Consider the following 21,787-nt stretch of genomic DNA (forward strand, 5'->3'; position numbering starts at 1 on the left):
CGTGTTGATCACAAGTTTTCCTCATGGAGCCGCCGGTGCTTGAAATCCGTCACCTGAAGACCCTGCACGCCTTGCGCGAAGCCGATAGCCTGGTCGATGCCGCCGATCGCCTGCACCTGACCCAGTCGGCCCTGTCCCACCAGTTCAAGGAGCTGGAGGAGCGCATGGGCATGCCGCTGTTCGTGCGCAAGACCAAACCGGTACGCTTCACCAGCGCCGGGTTGCGCCTGCTGCAGCTGGCTGACGCTACCCTGCCACTGTTGCGTGGCGCCGAGCGCGACATCGCGCGGCTGGCCGGCGGCACCGCGGGACGTTTGCACATGGCGATCGAGTGCCACAGTTGCTTCCAGTGGCTGATGCCGACCATCGACCAGTTCCGCGATGCCTGGCCGGAAGTCGAACTGGACCTGGCCTCGGGCTTCTCCTTCGCCCCGCTGCCGGCCCTGGCCCGTGGCGACCTGGACCTGGTGGTGACGTCCGATCCGCTGGAGCTGGCCGGGATCACCTATGTGCCGCTGTTCACCTATGAAGCGATGCTCGCGGTCGCCAACCAGCACCGTTTGGCGGGCAAGGCCTACATCGTCCCGGAAGACTTGCTGACGGAAACGCTGATCACCTACCCGGTGGAACGTGATCGGCTGGACATTTTCACCCGTTTCCTCGAACCGGCCGACATCGAACCGGCCCAGGTCCGCACCTCGGAACTGACAGTGATGATGATGCAACTGGTGGCCAGCGGACGCGGAGTGTGCGGCATGCCCCATTGGGCGCTGCATGAATACAGCTCACGGGGTTATGTGAAGGCCAAGCGACTCGGAGAGAAAGGGTTGTTTGCGACCTTGTATGCGGGGATTCGTGCCGACATGCTGGATGCGCCGTACATGCGTGATTTCCTGCTGACGGCCAAGGACACCTCGTTCTCGACCCTCGATGGCGTCAGCGCCGTCCGCTGACCCTTGTAGGAGCGAGCTTGCTCCTACAGGGCACGGCGCGTTCGCGCACGCTGGAGGGGAACGCCACCTGTCAGGCTGTCCGTCGTTGCTCAAGCATCAGGCGCACGGCCAGTCCCGACAGTACAAACCCCATGAAGTAGCGTTGCACTGACAGCCAGCTCGGGTTGTTGACGAACCATGAGGCAATGCCTGCAGCGAACACTGCGATCAGCAGGTTGACACTGAAACTGACGCCGATCTGGGTCAAACCGAGAACGATGCTCTGGGTAAACACAGAGCCATGCTCAGGTGTGATGAACTGTGGAAACACCGAGAGGTAAAACACCGCGATCTTCGGGTTCAGGGCGCTGGTCAGAAAGCCCATGGTGATCAGTCTGCGCGACGAGTCCGGCGGCAATTGCTGCGCCTCGAAAGGTGAACGCGCCCCCGGCTTGACCGCCTGCCAGGCCAGCCACATCAAGTACAGCGCGCCGGCCCACTTCAGCACTTCATAGGCCATCGGCACCGCGAGGAACACCGCGGTCAAACCGGCAGCCGCCGCGAACAGGTGCACGAAGAATCCCGCGACCACGCCGAGCAACGAAGTTACACCGGCCTTGCGTCCCTGGCAGATCGACCGGGAGATCAGATAAATCATGTTCGGTCCCGGCGTCAGTACCATCAGCAACGCGGCGGCAGCGAAAATCAGCAAGTCTTGAAGCGGGATCATGGCAGGTCCTTTGCGTTAATCATCAGACGATCGCAGTCAGCGAGGCTCGATAAAACGGCAGGATCAGGTCCCGTGTCAATGGCGCCAGCGTGAGATCGCCGTCGGTGGTCGGGTCGATCCAGCGCACCTCTTCGATCTCCGCCGCCGGGGATACGTCTGTATCGATGGTCAGCTGAAAGAGTTCGGCCTGGACGACAAAACCCGGCTCGTTGGCGGCCGGTGCCGAAAATTGCCCCAGGTAGGTGGCGTGTGCCGGATCGATGACCAGGCCCAGCTCTTCATCCAGTTCACGGGCCAGGGCGTGAACCGGTAGCTCATGGGCTTCGATCTTGCCGCCCGGTTGCATGAAGGCTTCAGTGCCGCGCTTGCGGACCAGCAGGGTGCGGCCGTCAGGGCCGATCAACAGGGCGGCGGCGATGCGGATGATGTCGGGCGAAGCGGCGGATGCAGGTGTCATGGATCAACAATGGCCTTGAATGCAAAGGCGCAAGGATCACATGAGGGTGGGTGCCGGGCAACCCATGATCAATGCAGGGCTGGGGCAACCTTGTCCGCCTCGAGAATCGCGCCGTTCAGATCCTCAGGTATCTTCACAAAAATGGCGTACTTCGCCCCTTCCATGGCTTCGAAAGCGATCAGCTTTTCCACCAGCGCCCCGTTCAACACCTTGCCGGCATTGAGCAGCAACATGCCGTTGTCGGCATTGAGGTTGCGCGCCAGAATCATGCCCGCCGCCACGTTCCGGGTAGTCAGCACCTTGACCGAAGGATCGGCCAACGAGACATCGCTCAGGTACGCCGCACAGACCTGGATGAAATCCTCCACCATCCCGGGATCGTAGAGCCGCCCGGCATAGTTACGGATATAGACCAATGCTTCATCGCTGTTCATCTGCCGCTCGAGAATCAGCCCACGCTGCAACTCGATGAAATCCACCGCCAGTTTCAGCAGCCGTGAACCGAACGGAATCGCCTCGCCCTTGAGCCGGTCGGGAAAGCCATTGCCATCCCAGCGCTCCTGATGGTGAAGAATCAGCCGCGCCGCATCCTTCATCGGCTCGAGCGTCATCAACAGCGACTCGCTCTGTTTCGGATAGCCGCGGTAGCGTTCCCGATCGTTGTGATGCAGCAGGTCCGCCGGCGCGGTCATCATGCTGTCTGTCCAACTCAGCTTGCCAATGTTGTAGAGCGCAGCGGCCATGGTCAGGTCGCGACGGGTGCCTTCGTCCAGGTCATGCCGTTGGCAGTAGACCCGCACCAGCTCGATGATCTGGCGGTTGGTCTGTTTGGCCGGTGACAACCGCAGGTTGGCCAGCAGCGAGAACACCTCGGTGCTGGTGACGTAGCTGTGCTTGAGTTCTTCGTAGGCCAGGTCGAGCATGTCGGCGGTCTGCTGCAGCTCGGCGGTACGGGAGGCGACGTGTTTTTCGAGGGTGGCATTGAGCAGCTTCAATTGCTCGTTCTGATCCCGCGTCTCCTGCACCAGACGCAAGCGTTCACGCTCGGAGTGCTGGTAGGCCAGGGATTGTCGCAACGTCAGCAACATCTCCTCATCGTGCCAGGGTTTGCTGATGTAACGATGAATCTGCCCTTCATTGATGGCTTTGATAATGGCCGACGGATCGGCGTAACCGGTCAGCATGATCCGGGTGGTGTCGGGGTAGCGCTGATGGATATGGGCCAGCAGCGTGGCGCCGTCCATATTGGGCATGCGCGCATCGGTCATCACCAGGTCGATGGACTGTTGCGCCATGATGTCCAGGGCCTGGGCACCGCTGGTGGCCAGCAGCACGTCATAGGGTTGGCCGCGCAACAGACGACGCAGGCTGTTGAGGATCGACTCCTCATCATCGACCAGCAGCACTTTGGGTTTATCGGTCAATGTCGTGGGGAGTTGCTCTTCCATGGCGTCACCTCGAGTGAAACGGCTGTATCGCAGTCAGGATCCGAACAAACATTCCCTATTGTCGGAGCCTGAGCTTCAGGCTAGATGATTTTGCACGTGATCCGGAAATGATTCGTTGATTCAGTAGCGCTAAGTGCCGGACAGAGGTCTATGCTCAGCTGACTCGGATCCATAATCTGTACGTTCGGCCAGGTGATCAGGGAAAGGATGCCCCGCTATGGACACACCCCACCATAAAGCTGCCAGTCCCGGCGCATGTCGATGAATTCATTGCTGGCACGGACCAACCGGCGGATTCTGATCGTCGACGATACTGCTTCGATTCATGCCGACTTCGCGAAGATTCTCAGTCCGGCCTCGTTCGACGACGACAGTCTGATCAGCGCCGAAAATGCCCTGTTCGGCACCTCCGCGGCGATTTCACTGCAAAGTTTCCTGCTCGATTCGGCGTTTCAGGGCCTCCAGGCACTGGACAAGGTCGAGACCGCGCTGGCCAACGATCTGCCCTACGCCATGGCCTTCATCGACATGCGCATGCCACCGGGCTGGGACGGGCTGGAGACCATCGAACGGCTGTGGCAGGTCGATCCCAAGCTGCAGGTGGCGCTCTGCACCGCCTATTCCGACTATTCCTGGGAAGACATCGACGAGCGCCTGGAGTTGGGCGATCGCTTGCTGATTCTGAAAAAACCCTTTGATGCCATCGAAATCCGCCAGATGGCGAGCGCGTTGACCGCCAAATGGCAGATGACCGAAGACGCGGCGCTGAAAATGTCACTGCTGGAGCAGGCCGTCGAGGAACGCACCCGGGAGCTGTCCGATGCCAATATCATCGTGCAGAACAGCCCGACCATCCTGTATCGGTTGCGGGGCGAACCGTCGTTTCCGTTGATGTACATCTCCCACAACATCACCAAATACGGGCACATTGCCGCGGCGCTTGTGGCGTCGGCCAACTGGGCCCAGGAGCTGATCCATCCCGACGATCAATCGAAAGTCGACACTGCCATGGCCCGGGTGCTCGACCGCCATGCGGCGGGCGCCTCCATCGAGTTCAGGATGCGCACCGGCAAAGGCGCCTGGCGCTGGGTGGAAAACCGCTACATCCCGGTGCGCGACAATGAGGGCCGCTTGCTGGAAGTCGAAGGCATCATCATCGACATCACCGAGCGCAAACTGGCCGAGGAGAAAATCGCCTTGCTGGCCCGCACCGACGGGCTGACCGGGCTGGCCAACCGCGCGACGTTGATCGAGCGGCTGCACCAGGCGTTCGCTGCCGCGCGACGGGGCGCGGCAACCTTTGCCATGTTTTACCTGGACCTGGATCACTTCAAACGCATCAACGATACCCTGGGTCACCCGGTGGGCGACCTGCTGCTGCAAGAGGTGGCCCGCCGGATCAAGGCCTGTGTGCGGGAAAATGATGTGGTCGCGCGCCTCGGCGGTGACGAGTTCGCGATCTTGCAGCTGGACGTCAGTGACCCGACCCATTCCGCAGCCCTGGCCGCCAAGGTCCGCGATGCGCTGGTGGTGCCCTACGCCCTGGCCGGCAATGATGTGCGGGTCTCGGTCAGCATCGGCATCAGCAGTTACAGCCCGGCCAGCACCAACGCCGACGGCCTGCTGACCCAGGCCGACATGGCGCTGTATCGCTCCAAGGAAAAGGGGCGTAACCAGTACCACTTCCACTCCGAGGAGATCAACCAGGAGGTGGTCGAACGCATGGCCATCGCCAGCGACTTGCGCGGAGCCATCGAACACGAGGAACTTGAACTGCATTACTGGCCGGAAGTGGACCTGAGCAGCGGCAGGATCCTCGGCATGGAAGCGCAGGTCAGCTGGAACCACCCCGAGCGCGGGCTGCTGGAAGCCTCGACGTTTCTGCCCGCAGCGGAAAAGACCGGCACCATCGTCGCCCTGGGTCACTGGGTACTGAATCGCGCCTGTCAGCAAATGCGCCAGTGGCGCGATGAAGGCATGGCGCCTCCGGTGATTGCGATCAAGCTGTCCCTGGCCCAACTCAAGAGTGGTCCCGAGCTGATTTATGACGTGCTGCGCACCACCGCACGCTGGGAACTGTGCCCCTGGGACCTGCGCTTCGACGTCACCGAAGCGACGCTGGCCCAGACCAAATGGACCCACAACGATGTTCTGCCACGCCTGCGTGAGCTGGGGGTGAAGATCGCCATCGATGATTTTGGCACCGAGTATTCCTCGTTCGATTACCTCAAGACCTACCAGGTCAATCACCTGAAACTTGCCCAGGCCTTCATCCACACCGCAGCCCGCGACCCGGCCAGAGCGAACACGCTGCGCGCAATCATCAACTTCGCCCGGGAGGTAGGGATCGGCATCATTGCCGAAGGCGTCGAAACCCAAGAGCAGCGCAGCTCGCTGATGGCCACCGGCTCTGCGATGAACGCCCAGGGTGATTACTTCAGCAAAGCCGTCAGCAGCCAGCAGGCCGCCGAGTTGCTCAAGGCCGGCAGCATCGTGCCTGCGAGCCATGACTTCGGGCCGATTCTGGACAACCCGCAATGCTCCACGAAGGACAAGGGATGAAAACCCCTTTCGTGCGAACTAACCGGCGCATTCTGATCATCGATGATACGCCCACGATTCATGAGGATTTCCGCAAGATCCTGGGCCCGGAGCCCGAAGGTGAACAGACCCTCGCCGGCACGGAAGAAGCCCTGTTCGGCACGCTGCAGCTCGATCGTCTGACGTTCCAGCTCGACTCGGCCTATCAGGGTCAGGAAGCCCTCGAACGGGTCCAGTGCGCACTGGACGAAGGTCGACCTTATGCCATGGCCTTCATCGACATGCGCATGCCACCGGGCTGGGATGGCCTGGAGACCATCGAACAGCTGTGGAAGGCCGACCCGCACCTGCAAATTGCGCTGTGCACCGCCTATTCCGATTACAGCTGGGAGGACATGGCCGAACGGCTGGAATTCGGCGACCAGTTGCTGGTGCTGAAAAAACCCTTCGACAGCCTGGAAATCCGGCAGATGGCCAGTGCCCTGACCTGGAAGTGGCAGATGGCTCAGGACGCGGCCATGAAAGTCCTGAGCCTGGAGCAAACCATCGAGGCCCGGGTCCTCGAACTGCTCAAGGTCTCGCATCTGTTGCAGTACGACGTCCTGACCGAGCTGCCCAACAGTACGTTGCTCGGTGACCGCTTGAACCAGTCACTGGCGCTGTCCCGGCGCCATGATAAGCAGCTGGCGGTGATGTTTCTGGGGCTCGACCGCTTCAAACGCATCAACAACGCACTGGGCCATCCGGCCGGTGACCAGATGCTCAAGCAGGTCGGGCGCAATCTGTTGGCCTCGGTGCGTGAGTCCGACTCGGTGTTTCGCTACGGTTCGGACGAATTCGTGGTGATCCTCGCAGACATCCGCCACCCCCAGCAGACCACGGGCATCGCCGAAAAACTCCTCAAGGCTATCCGTGCGCCCCAGCACATCGCTGGCCACGACCTGAGCGTCACCGCCAGCCTGGGCATCAGCGTCTATCCCGACGACGGCTTCGATGCCATCTCGCTGATCAAGAAAGCCGAAACCGCGATGCGCAACGTCAAGGAAAGCGGCCCGAACGATTTCAGTTTTTTTATCGACGAAATGAACCAGCGTGCCCGGGATCAGCAAAGCATCGAGACCGGCCTTCGCCTGGCGCTGGAACGCAACGAATTTGTCCTGCATTACCAACCCAAGCTGGACCTGGGCAGCGGTCAGGTGGTCGGTGCCGAAGCCTTGATCCGCTGGCATAAACCGGGGCATGGCTGCGTCTACCCGACAGATTTTATCGGCGTGGCCGAAGACAGCGGCCTGATCGTCCCGTTAAGCAAATGGGTGCTGGCCCAGGCCTGTCGACAAGCCTGCTTGTGGCAGGCGGCCGGGCTGCCGAAGATCTGCATGTCGGTCAATGTATCGGCCATCGATTTTCGCCAACGGGACTTTGTCGACGGCATCGAACAGGTACTCAAGGACACCGGTCTGGAGCCGGCCTTGCTCGAACTGGAAATCACCGAAGGCGTGTTGATGCAAAACATCGATGCCACCGTCACCGCCCTGAACCGGATCAAAGCCCTGGGGGTGCGACTGGCCATCGATGACTTCGGCACCGGTTATTCCAGCCTGAGTTACTTACGGCGCTTTCCCATCGATGTGTTGAAAATCGACCAGTCATTCATTCGCGGTTTGAGCAGCGACAGCAATGACGCCGCCCTGGTCAGCGCGATCATCAGCCTGGGCCGCAGCCTCAAGCTGACCATCATTGCCGAAGGAGTGGAAACCCTCGAGCAGCTGGATTTCCTCAAGGCCCACCAATGCGAGGAAGGCCAGGGTTACTACTTCAGCAAGGCCGTGGAACCGGAGGCCTTCGTCCGGTACCTGCGGTCGGTGAAGCCCTCTTCATCCGCCGCCACGTAAACGATGCGCAACGATACACAGGCCATCGGCCAAGGAATCATCAGATGTCGCCCTTCTTTCACCGCCTGCTTCTGGTGCCGTTGTTCGGGCTCTGTCTGAGCGCTGGCGCTGCCCCTTTGGATGAACCACTCAAACCACTGCCGGCGGTGCCCCAGCAAAATCCGCTGCGAGTCGAACTCGGTCGCCAGTTATTCAACGAACCACGCCTGTCGGTCAACAGCTCGTTATCCTGTTCAAGCTGCCATCAGCTGGAAAACGGCGGCGCCGACAACAAGGCATTTTCCATCGGTTTCGCCGGTCTTCCGGTCGGGATCAATACCCCCAGCGTGTTCAACGCCAGCCTGAACTTTCGGCAATTCTGGAATGGTCGAGCCGACACCCTGGAAACCCAGATCCACGAAGTGGTGCAGAGCCCCAGCGAAATGGGCAGCAACTGGGAGCACGTCGTGCAGACGCTGTCCGCCGATTCGGCTTATCAGGCCTCATTTGCCAACGCCTACCCGGACGGCGTGACCATGAACAATGTGCAAAACGCCCTGGCCACCTACGAACGCACGCTGCTCAGCAAAAACTCACGCTTCGACCAATACCTGCTGGGTGATACCGACATTCTTACCCGGGAGGAGAAATACGGTTACCAGCGCTTCAAGGAATACGGCTGCATCGCCTGTCATCAAGGGGTGAATATCGGCGGCAACATGTTCCAGAAGTTCGGGGTGATGGGCGATTACTTTCAGGTTCGGGGCCAGGCTGTGGAATCCGACCTGGGCCGTTATCTGGTGACCCGGGACGAAGAGGATCGCAATGTGTTCAAGGTACCCAGCCTGCGCAACGTCGCCGTGACCGCGCCGTACTTTCACGATGGCTCGGCCAGCACCCTCGAAGACGCGGTAGACGTGATGTTCAAGTTCCAGCTCGGGCGCATTCCTTCCACCGAGGACAAAAACCTGATCATCAAATTCCTCAAGACCCTGACCGGTGAATGGGGAGGCAAACCCTTATGAGGATCTCTCGCCGCCGCAACCTGGCGCTGTTGGGCATCGTCGCCGTGATGCTGGCCTCGACGCTGCTGTTCCTGTACCTCAAATCCAACTCGAACCAGACCACGACCTACGCCGAGTCCCGGGACCTGATCGGACGGATCAAACAGTTGAATGCCCAGTGGGAAACCGAGATTCTCAAGGCCAGGATCGCCATCAGCCACAACTACGACCCGCTGGTCGCACCGCTGACCGAGATGACTGACCTGTGGCAACGATTCGATACGATGGCGTCCAGCCACGGCCGCAACGACTCGCCGACCTGGCGCGCCAGCCATGACGTTTACCAGAAAACCCTCCAGGAAAAGACCCGGCTGGTGGAGCAGTTCAAGTCGCACAATGCGGTGCTGCGCAACTCGCTGGCGTTCCTGCCCACTGCCGAGGACGACATTCAGCAACAGCTGGCGCAGTTGGTGGACGGCGACAAACTGCAACTGCAGAACATCGCTACCGACACATACGACTTGCTGCTCAGCAGCCTGGAGTTCGCCCAGGTTATCTCCGACGACAAGGCTGCCGACATTCTGCTCGGGCTGAGCAAACTGGGGGTGAACAAAGAGCGTTTACCTGAACAGTTCCACAGTCCGATCGATATTCTGAGCAACCACATTTCACTGATCCTGCGCGAACAACCGGTGGTCAATCGGTTGCTGCAAAACATCGAAGCCATTCCCATGGCCGAACGCCTGGACGACATTACCAGCCTGCTGAACAAGGATCAGCAGCGGGCCGACGCGGTCGACCAGCGCTATCACTTCTACATGCTGCTGTTTTCAGTCCTGCTGGTGCTGTTGCTGGTGTACCTGGCGATTCAGCTGATGCGCAGTTTCACGGTGATCCAGCGCGTCAACAAAGCCCTGCAATCCGCCAACGACGATCTTGAACTGCGGGTGGAAGAACGCACCCGCGAGCTCAAGGACACCCAAAGCGAACTGCTCGACACTGCGCGCCAGGCCGGTATGGCCGAAATCGCCACCAACGTGTTGCACAACGTCGGCAACGTGCTCAACAGCGTGAACATTTCCGCCGACCTGGTCTCGCGCAAACTGCGCGCCAGCAAGGCCCAGGGCCTGGGCAAGGCCATGCAGCTGATCAACGGGCATCCAGGCGACCTCGGTACCTTTCTCACCCAGGACGAGAAAGGTAAATTGCTGCCCGGCTATCTCAATCAACTGGTGGACGCGATTGCCCTCGAACAACAAGGTATGACCGAGGAACTGGCGCAGCTGAGCAAAAGTGTCGACCACATCAAGGACATCGTCGCCACCCAGCAATCCTATGCCGGCGCCAACAACCTGATGGAACCGCTGCACATCAGCGAACTGCTCGAAGACGCCCTGCGCATGAATGCAGGCGCCTTGACCCGGCATCACGTCAAGGTGATCAAGGAGTACAGCGAGGTGCCGCAGGTCATGGGCGACAAGCACCGGCTGCTGCTGATCCTGATCAACCTGATCAGCAATGCCAAGTACGCCATGTCCGAGCTGGGCAATCGCCCGCGGCAAATGACCCTTGGGGTAAAAATAGTCGAGGATTCGATCCTGCAAGTCAGCGTCAAGGATGACGGCGAAGGCATCGCCAAGGAGAACATGACGCGCATCTTTGCCCACGGTTTCACCACCCGCAAGGAAGGCCATGGTTTCGGCCTGCACAGCTGTGCCCTGGCTGCCATCGAGATGAACGGCCACCTCACCGCCCATAGTGACGGACCGGGCAAAGGCGCGCTATTCACCTTGCAGATCCCGCTTGAAATCGTTCCGGAGCATGCATGAGCGAGCGTTCGAACCGGCGTATCCTGCTGATCGACGATACACCGTCCATTCATGTGGATTTTCGCAAGATACTCATGCCAACACCGGCACCGACCGTCGAACTGGACGAGATGGAAGCGGCGCTGTTCGGCACTGAAGTCAAAACCGCCGGCGCCCTGTTCGAGCTGGACTCGGCGTACGGCGGGCAGGAGGGGCTCGGAAAGCTCAAATGGGCGCTGCAGGAGAACCGTCCTTACGCCCTGGCCTTTGTCGACATGCGCATGCCCGAGGGCTGGGATGGCGCGCAGACCATTGAATACCTGTGGCAGCAGGACCCGCGCCTGCAGGTGGTGGTCTGCACCGCCTATTCCGACTATTCCTGGGATGAGTTGCTCGATCGCTTGCACGCCCACGACCGCTTGCTGATTCTGAAAAAGCCGTTCGACAATATTGAAGTGCAGCAGATGGCCAACACCCTGCTGACCAAATGGGACATGACCGAACGGGCCAGCATGCAGGTCGACCACTTGGGGCGGATGGTCAAACGCCGAACCCGGCAGCTCACGGAAACCAGCGTTGAGCTGCAGCGGGAAATCGATGAACGCAAACAGCTTGAATCGCAACTGGTGCAATCGGAAAAACTCGCCTCGCTGGGGCAACTCGCGGCGGGCGTCGCCCATGAAATCAACAATCCCATCGGCTTCATTTCTTCCAACCTTGGCACCCTCGATGGCTACTTCAAGCAGTTGCAGGAAATGCTCGACGCCTATCGGGATGCCGAAGAGGCCATCGGCTCCAGCGAGCTTATCGAGCGCTTGCAACAGCTGCGCGAACAGGTCGAACTGGAGTTCCTGCGCGATGACATTCCGCTGTTGATCAAGGAGTCCAAGGACGGGATCAACCGGGTCAGCCAGATCGTCAAGGACCTCAAGGATTTCTCCCGCGTGGACGCCAATCAGGAATGGCAGTGGGTCAACCTGCAACAGGGCATCGAGTCGACGCTGAACATCGTCGCCAATGAACTCAAGTACAAGGCCGATGTGATCAAGGAGTATCAGGAGCTGCCTGACATCGAGTGCCTGCCTTCGCAGATCAACCAGGTGATCATGAACCTGATCGTCAACGCCTCCCAGGCCATCGGCCCGGAACGCGGCACCCTCACCCTGCGCACCGGGCATGAAGCTGAAAAGGTGTGGATCGAGGTGCAAGACACCGGCTCCGGCATCGCGCCGCAGAGCCTGCAGAAAATCTTCGACCCGTTCTTCACCACCAAGCCGGTGGGCCAGGGGACGGGGCTGGGCTTGTCGCTGTCGTATGGCATCGTGAAGAAGCACCGGGGGGAGATTTCGGTGCGCAGTGAGGTTGGCGCAGGGACCACGTTCAGGGTCGAGTTACCTATATACCAAACAAAACCAGCAGCCTGAAACACGCTCCCCGCTTGCCCGCGAAGACGTCAGCCCCGACAACCCGATAGGTAGATGCGCCCAGCCAGGGCAGCACTCGGCCGGGACAAGGCGCTCCCAGGCTAGATAATCCTTTTCAGCTGAGTGGGTTCACTCCTTGGGGCATCACCCTTCACGACACTTCTGACCACATACCTGGGCCGGTGCTTGGTTTCCATGTAAATCCTTCCGATGTATTCCCCCATGACGCCGATCCCGATCAGTTGCACACCTCCCAGAAACAGAATCGCCGTTATCAGCGAGGGAAAACCGGGCACTTCGTTTCCATACAGAAGTTTGTCCAGCAGCATATAAGCCGCACAGGCCAGCGCCAGCAGCGAAATGGCACCGCCGACGTAACTCCATACCCGCAATGGCACCGTACTGAACGAGGTAATGCCTTCCAGCGCCAGGTTCCACAGCTTCCAGCCATCGAACTTGCTCTTGCCTGCCGCTCGCGATGCACGGTCGTACTCAATGACCACCGTGCGAAAGCCGGCCCATGCCAGCACACCTTTCATGAATAGCTGCTGTTCGGGCAGGGTCTTGATGACGTCTACTACCTTGTGGTCCATCAATCGAAAGTCACCGACGTTTTCTTCGATGGGCGTGAAAGAAATCCGCTTGAGCAAGTGATAGAACATCGCCGCGCCATGGCGTTTGATATAACTGTCGCACGCACGACTGCGGCGTTTGGCCAACACCACTTCAGCGCCGTTTTTCCATTCTGTGATGAGTCGGGGAATGACGTCGATCGGATCTTGAAGATCCACATCCATGGGGACAATCACATCGCCACTGGCGTATTCCAGACCCGCGAACAACGCCGGCTCCTTGCCAAAGTTGCGCGAGAAATTGATCAATATCACGTTGCTGTCGCCCAAGGCGATCGCACGGACCAGGTCGGATGTTCCATCCGTGCTGCCATCGTCGATGAATACGATTTCAACCTGATACTCGCGCAAGTCCGGATCCTCGCGCACGGTCTGATAGAACAATCCAATAGCCTGCTCTTCATTGAATACCGGGACTATCAATGAAACCTTCATGCCTCGCGCTCACGAAGCACTACAAGTGTGTAGCTGGAGAATCCTTTCCATAAGTCCTTCATGCCGCTTCCTGATCTGCGTTTCGACGACTTCAGGGTAGAACCGGTGCGAATGCCGGTCTACTGTCACAAATTACAGGTAGGCAAGCGTGTTCAGGTCAACGCTCGATCGGGCGATGGAGTTGCGAACCCATGACCATCGCGCTTCACCAGTGCAGCACCTTGATCGGGACGGGCTCTTTCATGACGATAAAACCGTAGTCGCCCAGCAGATAAATCCGGTAGTACTGGTTCTCCAGCAACGGTGGGTAACCCTGGTACCCCACCCGGGTTGCGTTGCGTCGATCCCGCTCGGACACCACGTTGGTGATGCCCAGTTTCGGCAGGTTTTCGGCCATCACCAAAAAGTCGATGTTCAGCAGGTAGTGCAACACCGGCATCTGCTTGAACGAGCCCGCAGCGCCCCCCAGCCAGTGATCGGAATAGGTCACTGACAGGTAAATGCGCTTGGCCTCGCGCAGTTCCCGACGGGACGCAATGTCGTACGCCATGCTGGATACCGCGCTGGAAGCGAAGACTTTCTGCACCGTCAGCACCCGACCATAGGCATACGACAACGACAGCATCGCCAACAGGGGAATCACCAGCAGCAGTGGCAGCCGCTCGTGGATGTGGGCCAACGCCAGGTGGCTCAAATAGAACAGCAACAGCAACAGGACCGCGAAACCCATCAGCGTCCTGGCCCCTTCATTGAAGTCGCGGAAAAACAGCGCCATCCCCGACACCAGCAGCGTCACCACCGGCACTGTCAGCACACAGATCAGGCCGATCAGCATGTTCTTTCCCGGGCTGTCCGGACGCGCCGCGACCTTGAGCCCCAGCCAAACCGCCCCGGCCAGGGCACACAGCAACAACCCGGCGAACACCCAGGCAAATCCGCCGTGGAACAGCAGCACGACTTTCTCCAGCACCCGGCCGATGTTGATGTGCAGTTGCAACAGCGGCTCGGCCGACCAGTTCAGCAAGGACGTACGATTGTGTTGGGTGAACGGATAAGCACTGACGGCGTAAATCAGGCAGCCAAGGATTGCCTGAGCCAGTTTCCAGCCGAGCAGACCGCACCACTGCGGCCAGGCCAGTCTGTCATTGGCACCTTTGAGTGCCTCGAGGCAACACAGCCCGAGAAACACATTGAAGCTCACCTGGTACAGCCCCAGCGCCAGGGCAACCAGCAAGGACGGCACCAGCCACTGCAGAATGCGCGAAGGGTGACGAAAGGTGATCGCGTAGATCACCGCCACCAGGCTCAAGGTCATGGCGGGGCCGTCGTATTGATAGGACAGGTTTTGCAGGAAGAAGGGGTTGTACCACAGCGGCAACACCACCAGGCAGCAGGCCAGCGTCGGCTGCGGGTAGTAATGAAATGTCAGGCGGGTCAGCGCCGCGGCCATGGCCAGCGTGGCAATCAACAGCGGCAAAGGAAATATGTTCGGCGCGCTGCTGCTGAACGTCAGCACGTTGTAAAACAGCTCGGTAAACAATCGCCCCTGCTCCGCCCAGGCCATGCCCGCCGAGAGCGAACGCCAGTTATCGTCGATATACGGATAGTCGGCGAGGATCAGCGGCAGGACGTACACCAGGATGGCGAGCAGAAAAAACAGCCAGACCTGACGGCCTCCAAGTTCTTCGCTGATCAGTCGCTTGAACCGGCCCATGCTAAAGCCCGAGCCGGTCTTTACCGCCGACAATGTCCTTGACCACATAGCGCGGCCGATGCTTGGCTTCGATGTAGATGCGGCCCACGTACTCGCCGAGAATGCCGATGCCGATCAGCTGTACGCCGCCGAGAAACAGGATCGCGGTCATCAACGACGGGTAACCGGGGACGCTGTTGCCGAAGAAAATCTTGTCCAGCACCATGTAGACCGCGTACAGCACCGCGAAGATCGAAATGCCGCCACCGATGTAGGTCCACAAACGCAACGGCACCGTGCTGAAGGAGGTCACGCCTTCCAGCGCCAGGTTCCACAGTTTCCAGCCATTGAACTTGCTGCTCCCCGCCACTCGCCCGGCGCGCTCGTACTCCACGACCACCGTGGTGAACCCGGCCCACGACAGCACGCCCTTCATGAACAACTGATGTTCCGGAAGTGCGCGAATCACATCGACCACCTTGCGGTCCATGAGTCGGAAATCACCGACGTTTTCTTCGATCCGGGTGTAAGCGATACGGTTGAGCACCTGGTAGAACAGCGCCGCGCTGAGGCGTTTCAGGACGCCGTCGGCGGTGCGATCGCGGCGTTTGGCGAGCACCACATCGGCGCCTTTTTGCCATTGTTCAATCAACCGCGGGACGACGCTGATCGGATCCTGCAGGTCTACATCCATCGGGATCACCGCATCGCCGCTGGCATATTCCAGGCCGGCGAACAGCGCCGGCTCCTTGCCGAAATTACGCGAGAAGTTGATCAGCAATACCTGTTCATCGGTTTGCGCCAGGGCCTTGATCTGCTCGGCCGTGCGGTCGGAGCTGCCATCGTTGATGAACACGATCTCGAACTCGACCTGTTCAAGTCGCAACTCACGCCGCACCGCTTGATAAAACAGGTCGATCGCCTGTTCCTCATTGAATACCGGGACGATCAACGAGATTTTCATTGCTCACGCTCGCGAAACACTACGTATTTCGAAAACAGAAAACCCAGCACCAGGCTCAAGGCCGAAAACAGGGCCACTGTCAGCAGACCATGAAACCGCCACACGTCACCGGCATGGCCGACGCCCAGGCTCAGGGCCCCCATGGTTCCCAAGAATAGAAGATAACCGCCGAACGAGGCCTTGGCATCGAAGGTATACAGCGCGTTCATGTAAAAGGAAAAAGAGGCGGCAACGCAGAAGGCTGCCAGGTTGCTCAGGGCCTGACTGAAGTCGGCCGCCACACTCAGCAGGAAGAAGATTTGCCAGTGGATCAGCGTATTGGCGACCCCGACCACCGTGTAACTGGAAAATCCTTTCCATAAGAGCCTCATGGTGCCACTCCATTGCGCGTCATAAGGCTTTGAACCTTTCTACTGTCAGAAATCACAGGCCTGATGTTCTTTCGGACCAGCGGTTCCTTGTACCCGTGGACGCGGTCTGCTTTTGTAGGAGCTGCCGAAGGTTCGGGCCGCGTTCGGACGATCTTTTGATCTTCCTGAATGCAAAAGCCCCGATCACTTGACCGGGGCTTTGGCATTTCAAGCGTGTCGACTTATGAAGCCGAACGCACCGCGCCTTGCGACACGTTGGTCGGTTGCAACTTGAACACGTAGAACAATACCATCAGCAACACCAGGAACGCCGGGCCGACATAGAGCGCCACGCGGGTGTCCGGGAAGTAGGCCATCAGCCCGACCACCAGCACCAGGAACGCCAGCGCCAGGTACGAGCTGACCGGGAACAGCCACATGCGGTATTTCAGGCCGGCACGTTCGCTGGCGCTCAGGCCTTTGCGGAACTTGAGCTGGGCCAGCAGGATCATCACCCAGGTCCAGATCGCGCCAAAGGTGGCAATCGCGGTGACCCAGACGAAGACCTTCTCCGGCACCAGGTAGTTGAGCAGCACCCCCAACAGCAAGGCACCGATCGACAGCAGCAGCGCACGACGCGGCACGCCGTTGCTGGAGGTCGTGGCGAAACCGGCTGGGGCCTGACCGTTCTGCGCCAGGCTGTAGAGCATGCGCCCGGTGCTGAAGATGCCGCCGTTGCAGGACGACAGCGCGGCAGTGATCACCACGAAATTGATGATGCCGGCCGCGGTCTTGATGCCCAGACGCTCGAAGGTCATCACGAACGGGCTGCCCTGGGTGCCGATTTCGTTCCACGGGTAGATCGACAGGATCACGAACAACGCGCCGACGTAGAACAGCAGAATCCGCCAGAACACCGAGCCGATCGCGTTGGGAATGGTCTTCTGCGGGTTCTTCGCTTCACCGGCGGTCAGGCCGATCATCTCGACGCCGAGGTAGGCGAACATCACCATCTGCAGAGACATCAATACGCCTTGCACGCCGTTGGGCATGAAGCCGCCATGGGCCCAAAGGTTGGAAATCCCCAGTGCGACGCCGTCGTTGCCGAAGCCGAACGCGATCACGCCGATACCGCCTACCACCATCGCAATGATGGTGACGATCTTGATCAGGGCGAACCAGAACTCGAATTCACCGAAGGCTTTCACCGCGATCAGGTTGATCGAGCCCATGCTGATCAACGCCGCGAGTGCCCAGATCCAGCGCGGCACGTCGGGGAACCAGACGCCCATGTACACCGCCACCGCAGTGATTTCCGCGACGCAGGTCACCAGCCACAGGAACCAGTAGTTCCAGCCGGTGAGGAAGCCCGCCAAGGGGCCGAGGTAGTCTTGGGCATAACGGCTGAAGGAGCCGGCGACCGGGTTGTGCACCGCCATCTCGCCGAGGGCGCGCATGATCACCAGGATCGCCAGACCGCCGATGATGTAGGACAGCATGATGGCCGGGCCGGCCATTTCGATGGCCTTGGCCGAACCGAGGAACAGGCCGACACCGATACAGGCACCGAGCGCCATCAAGCGAATATGCCGTTCGCCGAGTTCGCGTTTAAGCGGGCCGCCCTGAGCGGTCTCGCCGTGGGGCAGGTGATTGCCGACTGGCATAGGGGTACAACCTCGTCTTGTTATTGGATATGACCACCGAGTGTCGAAGCGCTGACCGATAAGCCATTGCTTGCCTGAAACCGGACCTGCTTCGTGGGCAGGAGCGTCTTGCAGGATAAAACCTGCAAGATCAGCGGGGCGTGCAGTATAAAAAGCTTCCTATAGGGATTTTCACTCTATAAACCACAAGATTCAGCGAGAACTCTCGGGAAAGGCGCGGTTTGCGGAGGGGCATTACCTGGCTTGTGTAGGATTATTCGCTGCGGAAACGGCGCGGAGTATTGCACGACAATGGTGCGTCGTCATGTCCCTCCCAAGGCAGTATTTACTACTCGACAGGTCTAGCTAAGGCATTTCAGCCTGCATCAATCACTGTGGCGAGGGAGCTTGCTCCCGCTCGGCTGCACAGCAGTCGTAAAACCAGAGAACCGGTTTTCTCAGACAAACCGCGAATACAGAATTTTCGGCTGCTGCGCAGCCCAGCGGGAGCAAGCTCCCTCGCCACAATTGAAAGTGGATCCATGACATTTGGGTGTCCACAATTTTTTCACCAACGCCAACCACCGTCTAAGCTTCAAACAAGTCCGAACAATCGGCGAGAATGGATCAGTCGACTATGGGCGTTTTATGGCAAACCGATTCGAGTAAAACTGTGGTTCCGACTGAACGAGTGGATGAAGCGCCTTTACCTGAAAAACCTGGTCGTTCCCGGCACGGCTGGGGGGCCTTTTGGTTGTTGCTGCTGATTATTGCGATTGTCGTGGGGCTGGCTGCCGCCAAGGAAATGCGTACCTCGAAGTTTCAATCCCGGGAAGTCAGCAAATTTGCCTCATCCCTGAAATATGACATGCGACCCGGTCCCAGCGACGCCATTCTCTACCCCGGCGCCGGGCCTTTCGATCTGCGTCTGGGCTACAGCTCCCTGGATGAGTTCCTGCCACGGCTGCTCAAGCGTGACTACGTCATTGCCTCGCAAACCCGCTTTTCCGAGGCGCTGATGAACTACAGCGACAAGGGCTTTTTCGTGCCCTATCCAGAGAAAATTCAAACTGGATTGTCGATCACCGATTGCCGTGCGGCACCGCTTTACCAGTACAAATACCCGCAACAACTTTACTCAAGCTTTGAGGCGATCCCGCCGGTGGTGGTCAGCAGTCTGCTGTTCATTGAAAACCGCTTCCTGCTCGACCCTCGTCAGCCCCAGGCCAACCCCGCCGTGGATTGGCCTCGGTTCGGCATGGCGGCGTGGTCCCAGGTCGCTAAATTGCTGCACCTGCCGGGCCAGTCGGCGGGGGGCAGTACCCTGGCGACGCAACTTGAGAAGTACCGGCACTCGCCCGATGGCTTGACCGTCTCGGGCGCGGAGAAAATTCGCCAGATGATTTCCGCCAGCGTGCGCGCCTATCAGGCCGGTCCGGATACCCTCGTGGCCCGGCAGAATGTGATTCGCGATTACCTCAACAGCGTGCCACTGTCGGCCGTACCGGGTCACGGTGAAGTGCATGGCATGGCCGAAGGTTTACGCGTCTGGTACGGCGCCGACTTCAATGAGGCCAACGAACGGCTGACCAGCGCCGCGACAGATCCGAAAAGCATGGCGGAAAGAGGCCTGGCCCTGCGTGAAATGCTGTCACTGATGATTGCCCAGCGCCGCCCTTCCCATTATCTGACCAAGGGCCATGATGAATTGGCCAGCCTTACCGACAGCCACATTCGCCTGCTGGCCCAGAATGGCGTGATCGATGCGCCCCTCGCGGCAGCGGCGTTGGCCAGCAAGGTGACCTACCGCGACTGGCTGACCCAGCCCACTATCCAGCCGATTGAAACCAACAAGGGCATCAGCGTGGCGCGCAGTCGGCTCGGCGGGTTGCTCAATCGTCCGCTGTACGACCTCGATCGCCTCGATCTCTCGGCGACCAGCACCTTGCAAGGCGACCTGCAAGCCCAAGCCACCGAGTACCTCAAGCACCTGGCCGACCCGGCCTTCGCGGCACAGATCGGCTTGATCGGTGAACGCCTGCTGACCCCCACCAGCACCACGCAGGTACGCTACAGCTTCACCCTGTTCGAACTGACCCCGGACGGCTCACGGGTGCGGGTACAGACTGACAGCACCGACCAGCCGTTCGACATCAACGAAGGCAGCAAACTGGAACTGGGCTCCACGGCAAAAATGCGCGTGCTCACCACCTATTTGCAGATCATCGCCGAGCTGCACGATAAATACGCAACGATGACCATCCCGGAACTGAAGAAGGTCGATGTCCCTGACCAGGACCGCCTGAGCCGTTGGGCCGTCGACTATCTGATCCAGAATAAAGACCGCAATCTGCAAGCCATGCTGGGCGCCGCGCTGGATCGCAAATACTCGGCCAGCCCCGGCGAAGCTTTTTTCACCGGTGGCGGGCTGCACACCTTCGTCAACTTTCGCAAAGAGGACAACGGCCGCCTCCCGACGCTGCGCGATGCCCTGCGTGAGTCGATCAACCTGCCGTTCATTCGGCTGATGCGTGATCTGGTGCGCTACACCACGTATTCAGGCCCCAGCAACAGTGCCGAATTGCTCAAGGACGATCGCGACCCTCGGCGTCAGGAATACCTGGCCTCGTTCGCCGACCGTGAAGGCACCTCGTTCCTGCTCAAATTCTGGAAGAAGTACAAGAACAAGGACACCCGGGCGCGACTCGAGACTTTTCTCGACAGCATGCGCCCGACCCCGATTCGCATGGCCGCCGTGCATCGTTATCTATTCCCCCAGGCCGACCAGGAAAGCTTCAACCGCTTCGTGCGCTCGCACCTCAAAGGCGCCAAGCTCACCGAAAAACTCACCGACGAACGTCTTGAGCGGCTGTACCTGAGTTACGGACCCGGCTCGTATGACTTGCCGGACCAGGGCTTCATTGCCAAGGTGCACCCGCTGGACTTGTGGCTGATCGGCTATCTGTTGAACAACCCCGATGCCAAGTTCAGCCAGATCGTCAAAGCCAGCCAGTTCGAACGCCAGGAGGTCTACAGCTGGCTGTTCAAAAGCCGGCACAAGGGTGCCCGCGACAGTCGCATCCGCACCATGCTGGAAATCGAGGCGTTTCTCGATATTCACCAGCGCTGGCAGAAAGTCGGCTACCCATTCGATCACCTGGTGCCGTCACTGGCCACCGCCATCGGCAGCTCCGGCGATCGCCCGGCGGCGTTGGCCGAACTGATCGGCACCATCCTCAACGACGGGGTACGGATGCCGACACTGCGCATCGACAGCCTGCACTTCGCGGCGAACACGCCCTATGAAACCAGATTGATCAGTAATCCGGACGCCGGCAAACGGGTGATGCCGTCCGAGGTGGCCACGGCCATGCGCGAAGCCTTGTCGCAGGTGGTGGATGCCGGCACGGCCAAACGTGTCTCCGGCAGTTTCATAACACCCGATGGCAAACCATTGGCCATGGGCGGCAAGACCGGTACCGGCGACAACCGCATCGAAGCCATAGGCTCCGGCGGCCGGATCCTCAGCTCGAAATCGATCAACCGCACCGCGACCTTCGTGTTCTTCATCGGCGATACCCACTTCGGCACCATGACCGCGTTCGTGCCCGGGCGCACGGCCGAAGCCTTCAAATTCACTTCGGCGTTGCCGGTTCAGGTGCTCAAGGGCATGGCGCCGATTCTGACGCCGTATTTGCAACCGGGCAGCGCGTCACAGTGCCTCCCCGTGGACGGTTCGTCCGTGGCGGCAGCCAATCCGGTTTCGCGACGCTGAATTTACCCGGTAGCAGGTGGTATTCCGTTATTTTTCAGATTCGAATATTCAACGGTTTACCGGCTAAAAGCGCCGGTTGG

The 21,787-nt window shown here is 59.6% G+C and carries 15 protein-coding genes; 7 read left to right on the forward strand and 8 right to left on the reverse strand.

Annotated elements, in window-relative coordinates; all coding sequences use genetic code 11:
* The first annotated feature begins 35 nt into the window (after positions 1-35).
* The gene (gene metR, locus ACA067_RS26580) at positions 36-953 is read left to right on the forward strand and encodes a transcriptional regulator MetR (protein WP_138968990.1); all 918 of its coding nucleotides are present in this window, start codon (positions 36-38) and stop codon (positions 951-953) included.
* 70 nt (positions 954-1,023) lie between these two features.
* On the opposite strand, the gene ACA067_RS26585 is transcribed toward metR, so the two are convergent.
* From ACA067_RS26585 to nosR, 3 genes are all read right to left on the reverse strand, one after another.
* Positions 1,024-1,662, reverse strand: coding sequence for a LysE family translocator (locus ACA067_RS26585; RefSeq protein WP_497459213.1), 639 nt, complete (start codon positions 1,660-1,662; stop codon positions 1,024-1,026).
* A gap of 22 nt (positions 1,663-1,684) precedes the next feature.
* Entirely contained in the window at positions 1,685-2,119 is a 435-nt protein-coding gene (locus ACA067_RS26590; protein ID WP_497459214.1) for an NUDIX hydrolase, read from the reverse strand.
* A gap of 68 nt (positions 2,120-2,187) precedes the next feature.
* On the reverse strand, positions 2,188-3,567 hold the full coding sequence (nosR, locus tag ACA067_RS26595) for a response regulator c-di-GMP phosphodiesterase, NosR family (RefSeq protein WP_497459215.1): 1,380 nt from the start codon (positions 3,565-3,567) through the stop codon (positions 2,188-2,190).
* 255 nt (positions 3,568-3,822) lie between these two features.
* On the opposite strand from nosR, the gene ACA067_RS26600 reads away from it, so the two are divergent.
* The 5 genes from ACA067_RS26600 to ACA067_RS26620 are packed head-to-tail and all read left to right on the forward strand — an operon-like array spanning position 3,823 to position 12,215.
* Positions 3,823-6,129, forward strand: coding sequence for a putative bifunctional diguanylate cyclase/phosphodiesterase (locus ACA067_RS26600; protein ID WP_497459216.1), 2,307 nt, complete (start codon positions 3,823-3,825; stop codon positions 6,127-6,129).
* Positions 6,126-8,000: a putative bifunctional diguanylate cyclase/phosphodiesterase gene (locus tag ACA067_RS26605; protein ID WP_497459217.1), complete on the forward strand. Its 1,875-nt coding sequence runs from the start codon at positions 6,126-6,128 to the stop codon at positions 7,998-8,000. The genes ACA067_RS26600 and ACA067_RS26605 overlap by 4 nt, the downstream gene beginning before the upstream one ends.
* Before the next feature lie 44 nt (positions 8,001-8,044).
* Positions 8,045-9,004, forward strand: a complete 960-nt coding sequence (locus ACA067_RS26610) for a cytochrome-c peroxidase (protein ID WP_497459218.1) — start codon at positions 8,045-8,047, stop codon at positions 9,002-9,004.
* Entirely contained in the window at positions 9,001-10,812 is a 1,812-nt protein-coding gene (locus ACA067_RS26615; RefSeq protein WP_497459219.1) for a DAHL domain-containing sensor histidine kinase, read from the forward strand. Before ACA067_RS26610 ends, ACA067_RS26615 begins: the two co-directional genes overlap by 4 nt.
* Positions 10,809-12,215, forward strand: coding sequence for an ATP-binding protein (locus ACA067_RS26620; RefSeq protein ID WP_497459220.1), 1,407 nt, complete (start codon positions 10,809-10,811; stop codon positions 12,213-12,215). The genes ACA067_RS26615 and ACA067_RS26620 overlap by 4 nt, the downstream gene beginning before the upstream one ends.
* Positions 12,216-12,316: 101 nt before the next feature.
* Here the strand turns inward: ACA067_RS26620 and ACA067_RS26625 are convergent, their stop codons facing one another.
* The 5 genes from ACA067_RS26625 to ACA067_RS26645 form a co-directional block, all read right to left on the reverse strand.
* A complete protein-coding gene (locus ACA067_RS26625; RefSeq protein ID WP_497459221.1) occupies positions 12,317-13,282 on the reverse strand; it encodes a glycosyltransferase family 2 protein in 966 nt (321 codons plus the stop codon).
* A gap of 205 nt (positions 13,283-13,487) precedes the next feature.
* Positions 13,488-14,996 carry a glucosyltransferase domain-containing protein gene (locus ACA067_RS26630; RefSeq protein ID WP_497459222.1) on the reverse strand — a complete coding sequence of 503 codons (1,509 nt, stop codon included), beginning with the start codon at positions 14,994-14,996 and terminating at the stop codon, positions 13,488-13,490.
* A gap of 1 nt (position 14,997) precedes the next feature.
* Complete coding sequence (locus ACA067_RS26635; protein ID WP_497459223.1) at positions 14,998-15,939, reverse strand: glycosyltransferase family 2 protein; 942 nt, start codon at positions 15,937-15,939, stop codon at positions 14,998-15,000.
* On the reverse strand, positions 15,936-16,310 hold the full coding sequence (locus tag ACA067_RS26640; RefSeq protein ID WP_150745042.1) for a GtrA family protein: 375 nt from the start codon (positions 16,308-16,310) through the stop codon (positions 15,936-15,938). Before ACA067_RS26640 ends, ACA067_RS26635 begins: the two co-directional genes overlap by 4 nt.
* A 221-nt stretch (positions 16,311-16,531) precedes the next feature.
* Positions 16,532-17,953 (reverse strand): amino acid permease, encoded by a 1,422-nt coding sequence (locus ACA067_RS26645; protein ID WP_497459224.1) that lies wholly within the window; start codon positions 17,951-17,953, stop codon positions 16,532-16,534.
* A gap of 616 nt (positions 17,954-18,569) precedes the next feature.
* Between ACA067_RS26645 and ACA067_RS26650 the strand changes: the two genes are divergently transcribed.
* Positions 18,570-21,707: a transglycosylase domain-containing protein gene (locus ACA067_RS26650; protein WP_497459225.1), complete on the forward strand. Its 3,138-nt coding sequence runs from the start codon at positions 18,570-18,572 to the stop codon at positions 21,705-21,707.
* The last annotated feature ends 80 nt before the right edge of the window (positions 21,708-21,787 follow it).

Source organism: Pseudomonas sp. LBUM1674, assembly GCF_059695635.1.